The organism is Marinobacter sp. R17, from assembly GCF_003789045.1.
Taxonomy (GTDB): Bacteria; Pseudomonadota; Gammaproteobacteria; order Pseudomonadales; family Oleiphilaceae; genus Marinobacter_A; species Marinobacter_A mangrovi.
In genome coordinates, this window is sequence record NZ_RHGZ01000010.1 from 47459 (window position 1) to 63141 (window position 15683).

The 15683-nt window shown below is 54.3% G+C and carries 11 protein-coding genes; 4 read left to right on the forward strand and 7 right to left on the reverse strand.

Features of this window, described 5'->3' with window-relative positions:
• Nucleotides 1-19 precede the first annotated feature (19 nt).
• A complete protein-coding gene (locus EB809_RS09220) occupies nt 20-1045 on the reverse strand; it encodes an adenosine deaminase (RefSeq protein ID WP_123634527.1) in 1026 nt (341 codons plus the stop codon).
• A 229-nt stretch (nt 1046-1274) separates the two neighbouring features.
• Between EB809_RS09220 and EB809_RS09225 the strand changes: the two genes are divergently transcribed.
• Together EB809_RS09225 and EB809_RS09230 are read left to right on the forward strand one after the other, a co-directional pair.
• Entirely contained in the window at nt 1275-2909 is a 1635-nt protein-coding gene (locus tag EB809_RS09225; protein WP_123634528.1) for a M28 family metallopeptidase, read from the forward strand.
• 210 nt (nt 2910-3119) lie between these two features.
• A complete protein-coding gene (locus tag EB809_RS09230; protein ID WP_123634529.1) occupies nt 3120-3884 on the forward strand; it encodes a hypothetical protein in 765 nt (254 codons plus the stop codon).
• A gap of 55 nt (nt 3885-3939) precedes the next feature.
• On the opposite strand, the gene EB809_RS09235 is transcribed toward EB809_RS09230, so the two are convergent.
• From EB809_RS09235 to EB809_RS09260, 6 genes are all read right to left on the reverse strand, one after another.
• A complete protein-coding gene (locus EB809_RS09235) occupies nt 3940-5604 on the reverse strand; it encodes a phosphoethanolamine transferase (protein ID WP_223807892.1) in 1665 nt (554 codons plus the stop codon).
• 39 nt (nt 5605-5643) lie between these two features.
• Nucleotides 5644-7407 (reverse strand): ArnT family glycosyltransferase, encoded by a 1764-nt coding sequence (locus EB809_RS09240; protein ID WP_123634530.1) that lies wholly within the window; start codon nt 7405-7407, stop codon nt 5644-5646.
• 6 nt (nt 7408-7413) lie between these two features.
• Nucleotides 7414-8082, reverse strand: coding sequence for a TVP38/TMEM64 family protein (locus EB809_RS09245; RefSeq protein ID WP_123634531.1), 669 nt, complete (start codon nt 8080-8082; stop codon nt 7414-7416).
• A gap of 2 nt (nt 8083-8084) precedes the next feature.
• Nucleotides 8085-8819 (reverse strand): glycosyltransferase family 2 protein, encoded by a 735-nt coding sequence (locus EB809_RS09250; protein ID WP_123634532.1) that lies wholly within the window; start codon nt 8817-8819, stop codon nt 8085-8087.
• Nucleotides 8820-9105: 286 nt separating this feature from the next.
• Entirely contained in the window at nt 9106-9597 is a 492-nt protein-coding gene (locus tag EB809_RS09255) for a DUF1499 domain-containing protein (protein ID WP_317848715.1), read from the reverse strand.
• A gap of 435 nt (nt 9598-10032) precedes the next feature.
• On the reverse strand, nt 10033-10947 hold the full coding sequence (locus tag EB809_RS09260; RefSeq protein ID WP_123634533.1) for a hypothetical protein: 915 nt from the start codon (nt 10945-10947) through the stop codon (nt 10033-10035).
• Between the two features lie 189 nt (nt 10948-11136).
• On the opposite strand from EB809_RS09260, the gene EB809_RS09265 reads away from it, so the two are divergent.
• Nucleotides 11137-11436: a hypothetical protein gene (locus EB809_RS09265; RefSeq protein ID WP_123634534.1), complete on the forward strand. Its 300-nt coding sequence runs from the start codon at nt 11137-11139 to the stop codon at nt 11434-11436.
• A 204-nt stretch (nt 11437-11640) separates the two neighbouring features.
• Nucleotides 11641-15600, forward strand: coding sequence for a hypothetical protein (locus EB809_RS09270; RefSeq protein ID WP_223807894.1), 3960 nt, complete (start codon nt 11641-11643; stop codon nt 15598-15600).
• Nucleotides 15601-15683 lie beyond the last annotated feature (83 nt).

Genomic DNA, 15683 nt, shown 5'->3' on the forward strand with positions numbered 1-15683 from the left:
CGCCGGCTTCGTGGAAGGATCAGTGACCGGTGTGGGCCTGCCAGACGGCTTCGACCCGGGCCAGCGCCGCCTGCTTGTCGGCGTCGCTCAACCAGCTCCCTTCAAAGCTGTTTCGTGCCAGCTGGACGACTTGCTCGGGCGTCAGGTGAAGATGCTCGATCATGGCGTGGAAGTTGGCGTTGACGTAGCCGCCGAAGTAGGCGGGATCGTCTGAGTTCAGCGTAACGTGCAACCCTTTTTCCAGCATGGTTGGTAAGGGATGATCATCCAGCGTGTCGACGACGCACAGCCGGAGGTTGGACAGGGGGCAGACCGTCAGCGTGAGGCCTTTCTCGGCAATCAGCGCGGTGAGCTGTTCGTCTTCCAGGGCCCGGTTGCCGTGGTCAATGCGTTGAATTTCCAGTTGCTTGATGGCCTGCCAGACGTAATCGGGCGGGCCTTCCTCCCCGGCATGGGCGGTTACTTTGAGCCCCAGGTCCCGGCAACGCTTGAACACCCGCTCGAACTTCTCCGGCGGATGGCCCATTTCCGAGGAATCGAGTCCGATGCCATCGATTCGGTCGAGGTAAGGGGTCGCCAGCTCCAACGTCTCGAAAGCACTGTCTTCACTCAGGTGGCGCAGGAAGGAAAGGATCAGACGAAAGCTGATCCCCAGCTTGTCACGCCCATCGCACAGTGCCTTGTAGGTGCCATTGAACTGGATGTCGAAGGCGATGCCCCGTTCCAGGTGGGCCTGAGGATCGAAGAACACTTCAGTATGGACCACGTTGTCAGCCTGGCAGTGCTCGAGATAGGCCCAGGTCAGGTCGTAGAAATCCTGTTCGGTCAACAGGACCGACATCCCGCTGTAATAGAGATCCAGGAATTCCTGCAGGTTGTTGAACTGGTAGGCCTGGCGCAACGCCGCTTCGTCCGGGTAGGGGAGGCTCACACCATTGCGGCGGGCCAGGGCGAACATCAGTTCCGGCTCCAGACTCCCTTCCAGGTGCATATGAAGCTCCGCCTTGGGCAGTTTGTCGGCGAGGGCGAGAGTGGACTCGGTCATACCATTTCCTTGAAAGCAATTTTCGAGAACCTTATCACAGTCGCTCAAGCCGCGTCCCAGCGGGCTCGAACGCTGATTAGCCGATGCCATGTGAATGTTTAATTTTTGCACTCGGCCATTTGCGTCTACGCTTTTTTAACAGCACCGAAGGACGTAGTGGTGCCAGCGCGGCAAGGGAGGCCTTGCGCTGCCCTTGCCGGGATAAAAACTCCGAGGAATGGAGAAAAAAATGAAACTGGCTATATCGAATGTGGCCCTGGGACTGGGGTCATGTCTTCTTGCTTTCAACTTGCAGGCAGCGCCTCAGCTGCCGATCGATCAACCCTCCACCAGCGACCTGCTGAACCGCTTCTGGAGCCCGGATCACCTGGGTTTCTTTGAATGTCGCGCCGGCATATTGAACAGCACGCCGTTTGGGCTGCCGCGCTGCATGCAGGTGGAGAACATCAAGTATCACGAACAGATGCTGTACAGCATCGCCCAGGCCAACGACGGCAATCGGGCGGCCGGTCTGCCCGGCTACCAGTCGTCGGTGGACTATGTGAAATCGACGCTGGAAAGCGCGGGTTACGATGTGACCGTTCAGACGTTCCCGTTCACCGCGTTCTATCCCGAAGCCGACGGCGAACTGGCCGCAACGGCGCCTACGCCTGAGAGTTACGTGTGGGAGGAGGACTTCAACTACCTGTCCCAGACTGAGCCTGGCAACGTGACCGGACCCGTCGTGCCGGTTGACCTGGACCTGGGCGCGGGGAACGCCTCGACCAGTGGCTGCGAGCCTGCGGATTTCGCCGGCTTCCCGGCAGGGGCCATCGCGCTGGTGCAACGAGGCGCCTGCAACTTCGGCCTCAAGGCCGAGAACGCCGCAAACGCCGGTGCCGTTGGCGTAATCATCTTCAATCAGGGCGACACGGAAGATCGAACCGGGCTGATCAGCGCCACCCTGGGTGAAGATTACTCCGGCGGTATTCCGGTGTTCTTTGCAACTTACGACAACGGCGTAGCCTGGGCCCAGACCGACGGCCTGGAACTGAACATGGTCGCCAACGTCGTGCGTGAGCAAACCGAAACCTACAACGTGGTGACCAATTCCCGGCGCGGTGATTCGGATAACGTCGTGATGGTTGGTGCCCATCTGGATTCGGTCTACGACGGTGCTGGCATCAATGACAATGGCTCTGGGTCTTCGGCGCTGTTGGAGCTGGCGCTGCAAATGAAGCGGGCGCATCCGCATAACCAGGTTCGCTTTGCCTGGTGGGGCGCGGAAGAAGCCGGTCTGGTGGGGTCGACTTACTACGTCGACAGCCTGTCGGACGAGGAAAAAGGGCGCATCAAGGCGTACCTGAACTTCGACATGATCGCCTCGCCCAACTTCGCCTACTTCATCTACGACGGCGATGGTTCGGACTTTGGTCTTGAGGGACCGCCCGGATCGGCTGCCATCGAAAGCCTGTTTGAGGAGTACTTCAATCTCCGCGGACTGCCGTCCGAGGGCACGGAAATCGATTTCCGCTCTGATTATGCGGCTTATTTCGACAACGACATCGCCTTCGGTGGCCTCTTCACCGGCGCGGAAGTGTTGAAGACACAAGAGCAGGCCGACAAATTCGGTGGCGAGGCGGATGTGGCGTTCGACCCCTGCTATCACGCTGCCTGCGACGACATCACCAATCTCGATGACGAGGCGTTTGAAATCAACGCCGATGCCGTCGCCTTTGTGACCAGCTGGCTTTCCCTGTCGACGCGCCTGATCGATGACGAGATCGAAGCCGCTGAGTCCTCAGAAAGCACCCTGGGTGCCCGGGCACTGTCGGTTGAACAGACTCTCGACGTCACCCATTGGGGGAATCACTGGATTAAGTAGTGAGGATAGGTGAGGGGAGGCAACCGCCTCCCTGAGCGCCGGTTAAGAAATCAAAGCAAAAAAATACAAATGATTGCTTATTAAAGCGTTTGATTTGGTGCTAATTTCAGGTCATCGGTATATCGAGTTGGCCACATCGCGACAGAATTGATAATGAGAAATGTGGCTAAGAGCAGTATAAGGACCATACAAATGAAGTGTTGCTGGGCAATGATTGCCACCAGTGCCTCCTTGCTATTAGCTGGATGTGGGGGTGGGGGTGGAGGCAGTAGTGACTCAGGCTCCCCGTCAGATAGTGCTGGCGCCTGTAAGTCCATTCAAGATGTTTCTGGCGTCGCACAAGCGTCGGGCAGCTATCAAGGGCTGATGAACATCAATGCTGCCGGAAATAGCGAAGCCCGTGCCTTTTTTGGCGCTAACGGAGAATTCCGGGTTATATCGAGTGATGGGTATCTTTCCGGGATGGTTCAAAGAGACGCTTCGAGTCTTTCAGTCGAAGATGGTCGAATAGGTATCGCTGGGTCGAACAGCAAACCTACATCAATCGTCCTGAGTGGGACGCTGGCAGTGGGTGATCGGCTCTCGTTATCCTCTACTTCACCGGATTTGACTACAACACTTGACTACCAACAACCGTCATCGTTTTGCATGAAGAACGGCGACTACGCGTCGACGTACAACAACGTTAATTCTACGACCAGCCTCACTGTGAGTAGCGATAATACAATAACGGGAGTGACCAAAATATCCGACTCCGCCGATAGTTGTGATGTCAACGGCTCGATAGCCGAAGATGACCATAGCATCTCCGGCGCGGCGTTTTCGTTGTCATTAACTCTGGCAAATTGCGGCATTTTAAATGGTGAATATCAGGGGCTTGGGGTTTTCGTTTATGACAGCAAGGGCATTGCAACTGACATCCGTTACATCATGGAAAGCGACAAAATTGCCTTCTTTGGCAAGCTCACCCGCTAACAACATGTTGTTTTAAACTGCCTGTCGGGTTAGACCCGACAGGACTTTCTGCTGCCTATTCTTTGGGTTGCGCGTTCGATGCCGACTTTTCCTGCCAATCTTCCGGCGCAAGTGAAGAACTAAGAATATCCAGCTTGGGCTTGTAAACGTCCGTGCGGACTTCAAGCATCCCCAGAATGGTATGGAACACATTGTCCTGGGAGAGCCGGTCATCTTTGTGCTGTCGAAGCTTGTCGATGTTCACGCTGTCATAGCTGCTGCCGAACCACATGACCGCTGGCACGTGCTTCTGTTCATCCGGTGCGATCATGTAGGGCAGTCCATGCAGGTAAACGTCATATTCGCCCAGGGATTCACCATGGTCGCTGAGGTAGAACATGGCCGTTTCAAATTGCGGGGTATAACGCTTCAGGACATCGATAACCTGGTCCAGAAAGTAGTCCGTGTACAAAATGGCGTTGTCATACGCATTAATGATTTCTTCCTGGCTGCATTCCTCAAGCTGACTGGTTTTGCAGACAGGCGTGTACCGCTCAAACTCCTTGGGGTAACGCTTGTAGTAGGCCGGCCCGTGATTCCCCATCTGGTGCAGCACGATGAAAATATCGCCCTTGGGGTGATTGCGGATGTAATCGTCCAGACCGGTCAGCATACCGGTATCCCGACATTCCTCGCCGCTGCATTCGGGGTTGGTGTCGGAGGATTTATAGCTGTGATATTCGACCCGGTCGGCCACGCCTTTTGAGCTGGAATTGTTGTCCAGCCAGAGGACGTTTGCGCCCGACTTGGCCAGTACATCCAGGGCGTTGGAGGTACTGTCCGCTTTTTCTTCGGAATAGTGGTCCCGGTCCAACTCGGAAAACATGCAGGGCACCGAGACCTGCGTGGACGTTCCGCAGGACCAGAAATTGCTGAAGTTGACCAGGTTTTCCTCTTTCTCAAGGAAGGGATTGGTGTCCCTCTTGTACCCGTTGAGCGAGAAATGATCGGCCCGTGCCGTTTCACCCACGACCATGATCACCAGCTCACGATCCTGATCTTCCGGCGGAATGTGGGCATCGTCGCCAATCGACGCAAATGCCCGGGGAGCGGTTTCAACATAGCGCCCGGCGAATTTGATCGTCGAGTAGATGTAGAACGTGGGGTTGGCGTAGTAACGAAGAATCTTGTGCTCGCGGAAAAATGACGCGTAGTAGTTGCCCAGGCTGACAATCAACACGGCGGCCAAGGCCAGCGATCCGCCGAACATCTTGGCCGAGGACAGCAGTTCCTTCTTGAAGGGTACCGGCTCGATTCGCACCCGCAAGACGAACAGCGACGGCAGGATGCCCATCAGAACCACATAGGCCACCAATCGCCAGGAAAACAGATCGCCGGCTTCGTCGACATTGGTGTGAACGACATTATTAAGCATGTCGGCATCGATCACGACGTTGTAGCTGTCCATGAAGTAGGCGGCAAAGGAAGACAGCATCAGCAACAGGATCAGAATAGGGCGGGTACTTCGTCCAAAACAGACCAGAGACAGCAGCAATACCAGTGCGGCTGTGAACACGACGGCAATCGACGCAATAAAGGGCGCTGTCGACCAGTCCAGCGGATAGACCTTGGTAATGTTGGAAAAGAACTGCTGATTGCCAACCAGCATCAGGAAAACCGAAACCAGCAGGATCAACTGGAACTTGGTCATCGTTGGCGAGAAAAGCCTGGAACGCGCCATAAATACCCTCGTCTGAAAATCTAGGTTCGTGCGGCTTTGCTAGTCCAGCCATCGACCCGGGTTGGGTGTCGTGAATATTTTGCGCTTGTCCGGATTGGGTGCCGGACAGGTCGGCGTCATCGCATCCCGCGACAGCAATATCCACGTTTCACTGTGCGCCACTCCCATGGGTTGGCCGTTCTGTATTCGGAAACAGTCCAGTTTTTCGCGGCTTGAAACCAGCACATAACGGTGTTCGGCGGCATTCATCCACTGCCAGGCGGTTCGCTCCTGAACCTGGGGAGGATTGAAATAGCCAAACTGCGTCACGTCCATTTTAGAGAACAAGATGAACTGTTCCTTAAATTCGATGAGACCAAGTTCCGCATCCGGTTCACCGGCAACGGTGCTCTCCACGTTGGCAAGAATGTTTCGGGGGGTGCGGAACGGTTCCAGAACGGAATAGCCCCAGGTAGAAAGCAGTGCCCAGGTCAACGACATCGCCACCAGCAGGCGCAGGAGCGCGTGTTGTTTGCGCAGGAAGAACAGCGACATCAGCCAGATCAGGCCTGCCACAATCAACACACTGCCGGCCTCATGCAGCTGACCAAGATCCTTGGTGTAATCCGCGGCTTTCTCGACCAGTTTGGGCAGATTGCACCAGGCCAGTACGCCCACCGTGATCAGCACGACACCGAGCAGCGCCTGAATACCACCGATCAAGGGGCGGAACCAGCGGGCAAGCGGATAACCGGTGTACATCACCGCGAGGGATAAGGCGAACATCGGCAATGCCGGCAGGATATAAACGCCTCGTTTGCCCGGGCTCATGCTAAAGAAGAATACGACCAGAACAATCCAGCCCAGCATTAGGAACACGCCCGGCTCAGTGCGCCAAGCCTCTCGAAGACGGCCCAGCCCCGCCAGGAGCATCAACGGCAGCGGGAACCAGAGCGATGGAATCACATTGGCAATGAAGTAATACCAGGGTTGGATGTGGCCCCAGGAGTGCGCATAACGCTCCGCCGTCTGCTTGAACAGAATGTTGTCGCGATACTGCATGAACATCTCAGAGCCGCTAGCGTCCACATACAGCACCATCGGCACGAGCCAGGCGGCGGCCACCAACAGCATGACCACCGGTCCCAGCAGGCAGGTCCAGGTCGGCGCAACGGCCAAGGCGCCTTTGCGACGCCACGCCAGGTAAAATACCGGCACCATCATCAGCGCTGGCAGGAAGCCCACGCCCTTGGTAATGATGCCCAGCCCCATAAACGCCCAGGCCACGAAGTACCAGCCCCAGGCCGGCCCGGCCAGAAAGTGGCGCAGCAGGCCGTAGCAGCCGATGGTGATCCAGCAGGCCACCATCATGTCGATCTGGGCACTTTTGGCCTGGACGATGAACTGGGGAACCAGAAGCAGCAGGAGCATCGCGTTGCGGCCGACGCGAACGTTCCAGATCCGGGCTCCCAGATCAAAGACCAGGAACGCCGTGATCAACCCGCAGATGGCATTGGGAAGCAGGAAGCCCGCTTTCAGACTGCCGGTGAGCCAGTAGAAAAAGGCAATCGACCACATGAAGACCGGCGGTTTGTCCGGGTAGGGCTCGCCACCCCGCATGGGAATTAGCCACTGGCCGGAATCGACCATCTCCCGGGCGACTTCCGCAAACCGAGGCTCGTCGGCCGGCCACGGGGAGCGAAGTCCAATTCCCAGAAAAATCAGTACCGTTGCAAACGCCAGCAGAAACCAGACTACCCGGCTGTATTCATCACTGGTAAGCGTTTCATAGATTTGTTGTGACAGGGAAACAGAACGATTCATGGGACTTCACAGATCCTTTGTAACCAGTTCACCGATTTGACGGCTGCTGCGCGTGCGATAGAGGTATAGGCCGATGATGGATGCGACGATGAACAGCACGATGCTGAGAATCATCTTGCGGTGGTCGGATACCCCGATCCCGGCGCCCAATAGCGCAAACACCGCCATCTGGGGGATGTAGCCGACGAAACTGCCCGCCAGGAATGGCAGTAGCCGAATGTGCGTCGCGCCCGCCAGGAGATTGGTGATGAGGTTGCTGCCCACCGGGAGAAGCCGGATCATCAGGACTTTCAGGGCCGTTTTCTCGGCCAGCATGACCTGAACCTTGTCCAGGCGCTTGCCGAAACGGCGTCGTGCCCAATCGCCGACCAGAAAACGGGAGACCAGAAAGCACACCATAGCCCCCAGGGTTGTCAGCAGCGTCGAAACCGCCATTCCGATCCAGCCGCCCAACGCGTACCCGAAGACAAAGGCAAGAACCTGACGGGGACCGCCCGCGGCGGTGTAAACAATCGCCACCGCTGACATGAGCAGGAAAGCGGGCCAGCCTTCGTGGGCAAGGTAATCCGCCACCCATTGGCTATCGGCGATATGGACAAGCCAGTCCTGCTGCACGACAAACGCAGCCAGCGCCATCACGATCACCATGACGGACACTTTTTTCAGAAAACGCATGGCTAACCGGCCTTTGTATCATCAACACGGGCAATAACCGGCACCTTGGCGCGCCGCTGCAGCCACATGACACCGAACAGATCGACAATACCCACCCACACCCGGTTCCAGGCGGAGTATTTGGATTGGCCACGCTGCCGATCACGGTGACTGACCACAACCACTTCGATATCGCCACCCTGGCTGCGGATCAGGGCCGGCAGGAAACGGTGCATGTGGTCGAAGTAGGGCAGAGACAGGAACGTCGAACGGGGGAACAGTTTCAAGCCACAGCCGGTATCCGGACAGCCGTCATGGAGCAGGGCGTCCCGAACCCGGTTGGCAAGCTTGGACTGGAACCGTTTCCAGGCGGTGTCCTTGCGCGCCCGGCGGTAACCGGCAATGCAGAAAATGTCGTTTTTCATGGTTTTGGCGCATTCGATCATCGCCGGAATATCCGCCGGATCATTCTGCCCATCACCATCCATCGTCACGATCCACTCGCCATCCGCATGGCGCACCCCGGTCAGAACCGCCGTGCTCTGGCCAACGCTGTTCTGATGACGAATGCATTTGACCTCACACCCCAGACGTTCGCCGGTCCTGAGCGCCACGTCGCCAGTGCCATCACTGCTGCCATCGTCGACGACAATCACTTGAAACGGGACGACCCCGTCAACCGCCCGATGGATTTCCGCCACAAGTGGGTCAATGTTCTCACTTTCATCCTTGGCAGGAATGACGACAGAAACTTTCAATCCTAAAACTCCAGAGTCTTGACTAAACGATTAAACACTGTGAAACGGCAACGACTGTAGAGCGGTATGCGTAAATTTTGTCGCCGAAGAGTGCTACCCAGCACCAGCGCGCATAGGGTAACCCCGGCAATATCAAAATAAAGTCAAAGCCACCTCAAAGGTCAACGTATAGGCGGCGGCAGACAAAAACGGAGTGAAGTGTAGGCGGGTAGCCCTTGATTTTACAGTCACCGAAGTGATGGATGTTGTAAATTAACGCAATTTGCAACGGTTGACCTGGCGGGCTTCATTCCATGGCTGTTGCTCGGGCGGCCTCGCGAACCAGCCCCGCGCTCTGTAAATCCACTCGCAGAGCCTGAACCCGATCCCGATTGACGCCCAAATCGTAGAAACCCAGCCGTGACTGGGAGCGCACCTCAAGATGCCGCTGATCCTTAGTCACCAATATTTCCAGGTAATCCGGAAAGCCAAGTGAATCGCTGTAGCAAGTGATCTGCGCGTAACCAAATCGGGCGTTATCCAACGTCGCACCGGGTAGATCGAGGGCCACCGAAAGAATCCTTTTCCAGGCATCTTCAGTCAACGGTCCGGTCAGAGGCATACGAGGCACGTTATACAGGGATACCGAAGACTCGCTCGATACACAGTTGAGAAACGGCGTGCACCCATCGAGTTCAAAATCGGTCCCGGTCGGGGGAACCGTTCGCGTGGCACTGCATCCTGCCAGAAGGAGCAGCGCGCATAATGCGGAAGCCATGTGTCGCATCGCTGAGAACATACCTTGTCTGAAAAGTGGCTTGCCCAGTGTGAAAGCAATAAAGGTACGACGACGAACTCGGGCTGTCTCTTCGATTTATTGCTCTGGGCGAGGGAGAGTAGCAGAGGCGGCTATTTGGAGCACCGCTGGGTAGGACCGGATGGACGACCTCGCTAACCCCTAAACCTCCTGTTCTAAAAATCAGGTGGTTGCGGCAATTTTTTCACGCAAAGTGCTAAAGAGACTTAAAGTAGTTTCTAAAATCGTGCTGCCCGCTCTTAATTTACACAATGTACTAAATATCTCGCCGAGCGATTGTCGGGGCGATTACCAATCCCCACCTGAAATCGCAATTGAGGGTAAAGCTTCGCCAAGGGGGAGAAGCTACCCCTAAAAGATCCTGTCGAGCGGAAAGCTTGGCCGTGGGTAGTTCCTGCCGATAACTCTGCCTTGTGGTTACTGAAAGAGTGTTACTTTTCGGCTCGGGACCGGCTCCTTGCTTTTTATCCGGTTTTTCAGCTGCGGATAGGTAAGCTTCCTTATCGTTACTTGAAACGGCGTAAGGTGGCGGGTTTGTGATGATATCCGGTAGCCAAACTCTTCAGCCAATTGGTCGAACAGTCGATTCTGCTTTTCGATGTAATCTTTTTCAGCGAGCAACGTTGAGTCCGCTTCAATTACTTCAGGTCTCCTTTTGCCAAGACGTTCAAGCTCGACGGCGAAGTTGCCCATCTCGAGAGTGAAAAAGTCTTTAGCTCTCCATCTATGGTCTGGATCTGGTTTGAAGTGAATCCTCCAATGACGGCCAGATTGACTGATGGATACTCGCAAAGATTGTGAGCCAGCAAAATAGATAGCTCTCATGTCTGCTTCAGCAGTTCTCGCGAATGTAGGTATTACAATTAAGAAAATTCCAGATGCTGCAACTGAGGACCAAAAAATATCGCTGTAGTGTGACACTTCCGCGGGAAAGGCAAAGAACGACCCCTGAATTAGAAAGGATATGATGTTTACCGCTAGCGTCGTAAAGGCATTCACATAAATGACGGGTAAAAATACACAGCTGATCGCTAACGGAATTAGCACCCCAGGTAGGCCCGGGGCTGTGCGACCGATCAAACTGTCAGCCTTTAGTGAGCCGTTAACACCGTGCCATAGAGCTCGCACAGCCACTGCCCATAATAGAGCGCCAATAAAGATTGCCGCTTGATAAGGCATGTTTTGGAGAGACGTAGAAACCACATCAGCAAGGCTGTTGAAAACGACGCTTCGTCTATCTATTCCCAGATCAGTTTTCCATATTGTCAATACTAGCCCAGTAGTGATTGGGCCAAAGCTCAAAAAGTACAGCCATTTTATTGGAACTGTCATGATCCGTAACCGCCACCTCCGGTTGCCGGTGTAAAGTAGGGCATGCCACAACGAAGTCGCGTCGGGCGTTAGACATGGAATCACTCGCCCTGTCAGTTACTCCTGTCTTATGATTGGATTAGGGACCGGTAGGCGCGAATCATGGCCGATGACATACACTTCAACCGTGGACAGTGAGTGAGGCAAGGCATGATAGCATCGATTGAACTGGGTGACGTCCAAGTGACACTCACTGAGTTTGAGAAAAACCCAGGCGCATATTTAGGTGACCATATTGTCGCCGTGATGGATCATGGAAAGCCCGTTGGATACGCCATCGGTGCTGATATATTTGAGCATTTGGTAGCTTTAGTAGAGACGGGTGCCAAACAAACTGCGGTCCCGGGGCGGTTCCACCTGACGCCCGAACTCATGCAAAGGATTGCAAACGATGACGGCCGTTCTATTTTGAAAATGAGTCCAGATGACTTTGAAAACTTCTCTGAGTAACGACCGTTTGCATTAATCAGGGAACAAGGCTTTGCGACAAATCATGACACGCGTATCAAATTCATTTGAGCCATCCCACAGCCCGTTTTACGTCGTGGGTTTCGAAAAGACCGCTATTTGCTACACGTTTGTCCTATGAGCTCGGCCTTCTATATACCACGCAACCTACTTATTAATGGGCGAATATACACTGAAGCAGAACTATTGGCTTCGTCCAAATATGTGGTTGTTCTCGCGGAGCCGGGCGGTGGCAAGACGGAACTGATGCGCAGTCTCGCCGAACAGCTGAAAACGGAAACAATATCCGCAAATAAATTCCGAGTTTTAGGAGCAAAAACTAAAAAGTCGCCCTTGGTCATAGACGCCTTCGACGAACTCTCAAAAGTGGACGCGGCTGGAATCTACACGCTTCTAGGTCAGGCCAGCCAGGCAGAGCCAACCCATGTATATGTGTCGAGCCGGTCCAGTGAGTGGGATAACGCGTCCACGAGAGCATTTGAGGAATTTATCGGTCACGAACCTGTTGTGGCACAGCTATGTGAATTTGATGAGACGGAACAGCGAGCAATCTTTGAGCATCACGCGGAAGGGGAAGAGTTCTCAGCTTTTCAGGCCGAAGTGGCCCGTTTTGATTTAGACCCTTTACTACCAAATCCCCAATTTCTGAAGCTGTTTATCGACGCTTACATCGAGAGTGAACGGCATTTTTCTGATAAGCAATCGATCTTCACACAAGCCGTAGAGCGTCTGGCAAAAGAAACCAACGCGGCTGTTGCGAAACCGAACGTCGCGCTTTCAACCGCCCAGAAAGTTGACATCGCATCCGAGATTTTTGCCAAGCTCCTGCTGTCGGGCGCAGACGGTGTAAGTACGGTTGAGGCCAGCACCGATCGTATGTATCCGCTACTGGCGTCTTTGTACCTTCCCGCCGATGGCGTCAGCATCTTGGCTACCCGCCTGTTTAAGCCCAGCAACAGTGTGGATTTACATAATCCAGTTCATAAAATTGTTACCGAGTATTGCGCGGCTGGCTATCTCACGGGCCGGATCTCAGACCCAGCAGACTCCCTCACGCTCTCTCACTGCCTCCCCATCATTGCTCCAAACGCCACTGTGAGAGATGAGCTAAGAGGCCTGCTGGGTTGGATGGCCTGTCTCGGTATCAAACCTGTTCAAAGGGCTGCGATTGAACTCGACCCCTACGCTGTCTTGGCAAACGGTGATCCCTCTTTACTTGAGGCTTCTTCCAGGCGGTTGCTCTTGGAACGGCTAAAAAAAGTTGAAACCACGGATCCCTACTTTCGGAGAGGTGACTTTGGCCGTCGATTCAGTGTCGCCGGCTTTTTCAGTCAGGATGTCGTAGACACAATTAAACCGTTACTCATGGTCGGCGGTGCCGGACACCTTCGGACTCTGGTTCTCGAGCTCTTGGCTGACTCCCCGGCTATTGAGTTGTTGACGGACGAATTGCGCCAGCTTGTCCTATCGCCTGACGAAAACGAAACCTCTCGCTTGTTGGCCTCCAGATGTATTCTCAAACTGTCCGAGTATGATCATGTCGGCGCCTTATCTGTTCTTCTCTTTGAGGCAAGCCATGTTTCACTGAGAATCGCGGCCGAAACGATCGAACAGCTCGGGCCACAAACATTCGATCGCAACTTTCTGGCCGGATATTTCAAGGTTTGTTCGCACCTATACCCAACACGCGAAGAGCGCTTGGAGGCAGCTTCAGACATCGGTGCGCGTCTCTTCATAAAGCAGCTCATAGCCTGTCTCGAAGTGACAACACTTGAATGGCTTCTGGATGAACTGTCTAGAGGCTTGCAGTGCCGATGCGGCAAGGAGGCGTATGAGTGTGATTGTCGCACCGGAATGAGCAAGATCATTGGAGCAATGCTGGATCGTTTTTTCGAACTTCAGTCGCCGCCCTATGATCCCGTACGCGTCTGGGGTTGGGTCAATAAGCTGAACTTCCACGAACCCATGACTCCGGACCGAAGCTGGGCTGTTAGGGCGCTTGCCGAAACCAAGGAATTGCGCCACGGCATTCTCAAACATGTATTTGGGCGTTTAACAGAACAGGAACAGATTTTCACGATCAGAGTAACCAAATTCGATTGGCTCTCACATTCTGGTCTTCACTTTCAAGCTAGGGATGATGAATTCTTGGTTGACTACGCATACGAAACTGACAACCCCAACTTATGGGTACGTTTTGCTGCGCTGCATCAAAGACATCGAAATCAGGAAAAGAAAGGGCCGGATTTTCTGCGTCGTCATATGCGCGAGCAAGCGTTGGAAAAGCCAGCTTTCATGAAGGCCTGGGTCAAGGCCAACCGAGACGAAGCGTTGTTTCATCGAGAGCACGGGATATCCCGGCTGGGTCGTAACCGGAAAATTAACCGCCGCCGCAGGCGCCAAAACGAGACTCGGCTGGCTAACATCGAGTTTGTCCGAAACAATCGGGAGCTAATCGAAAGCGGTCAGCATTGGGGCTGCCTCGTTCGATTTTCCGGATTGGCGCTTCAGGCGCCACATGAAATTGAGCATGAATTCGGTGATGAAGCGATCGTTCGCAACGCACTTAAAAACTGCCTTGAGTTCATCACGCCGTACGTTCCCGGCCTAACCGAGCTCGCGCGACTTCAGTGTGCTTCCCAAGGCCTGCACTCGGAGACGATTCTTTACGCGAGCTGTCTAGAGCTCCTGCGTGAAAAGGGAAACCTGGAAGAGGTCGATACTGGGCTTCTGAAAGCGTTAAGAACCAACATTAATATGGGTTACCGAGACGTCTCTGCAGAAGACCGCCAGGCGCTGAAACATGAAGTAGACCGCTTGATTTTTCCCGATGCCCAGAGTGCCGAGCACTTTCTCCGGGAGTACCTTGAGCCCCAACTAGCAGAGGCAGGGTGCTCACACCCTGAAGTTGGTCTCTTGCGGTACGATGAAGCATTCGCCGATACGCGTGCTGCACTTTCAATCGAATGGCTTCGTCGGTTCCAGGACTTGGATCTGGAGTCGCTCGACGGTCTTTTTGAAGTCGCCGCCCAGCATGGGAATCGCCACGAACTGGCGAACATTATCTCAGACCGCACCGCCAAGTTTCTGTCCGACTGGCCTGTACCAACTGACAACGAAGACCTTGAGCGAAAGCGCAGATTCTGGTTTTTACGCGCTTGGTACTTTCTGAACAATCCACCGGATGCCTGTTGGAACTGGCTCAAAACCGAAAGAAACACCGTGCTTTTGCTTCAGGAGCAATCAGGCCGGACGGGTTTTGGCAACAAGTCGTATTGGCCCAAACTGACTTCGGAAATGGTCGAGAGCGTTCTGGAAGCTTTTATTCCTCAATGGCCCAAGGTTGACCTGCCGAGCCACTGGGACTCCAGCAGTCCGAAAGAGGAAATTGCTTACCGATTCCTGACCGAGGTCATCTGGTCAATGAGCTCATGCGACCCAGATGACGCCTTCCCGGTCCTGGACCGACTCATCTCAAATGCGCAATTCTCCGACTTGCATCAGGACCTAAAGGGTATTCGTGCCAGGCAAGTCAGAAAGAAGGCGCTAAGGGATTTTGAGCCCCCATCCCCCCAGGACATAGTGAGCTTACTGGACAATAATGAGGTTGTGACCGTAGAGGGGCTGCGTCAACTTGTTCTTGATGAACTTCAAAGCTATCAGGAGGCCATCGACGGCGGTGAATTCAATTCAGCCGATGTCTTTTATGAAAAGGGCGATCGATTGGACGAGATACGCTCCACTCTCATCATAGCCGAGCGTCTGAGTTTGAAGCTTGAGCCTCGCGGAATATCCATAACGCCCGAACATCAGCTAAAGGATGCTAAGCGAAGTGACTTTACAGCAACGAAGCTCCTTGATGGCAAGAAGCGATTGCTGGTGACCGAGGTGAAAGGTCAGTGGCACAGGGAGCTGTATGCGGCTGCTGCAACGCAGCTGCGCGAGCGCTACTCAATTCATCCAGCGGCAGAACAGCAAGGGATTTTTCTGGTCATCTGGTTTGGCCCGATGTACCCAGTTGCGGGAGCCAAGAGGCATTCTGTGGCAAACGCCAAGGAGCTTAAATTGTCGATCCAAGACGCTTTACCGTCGGAACTCACCGGGACGATTGATATCTTCGTGTTGGACGTCTCGAGAACATCATAGCGGCGTGACCCGACCTATGACAGGGCTCGCCACTTGTTCCACAGTCATCGTTCCTGATTCAAGTCGAGCCAGGGCCTTAACTG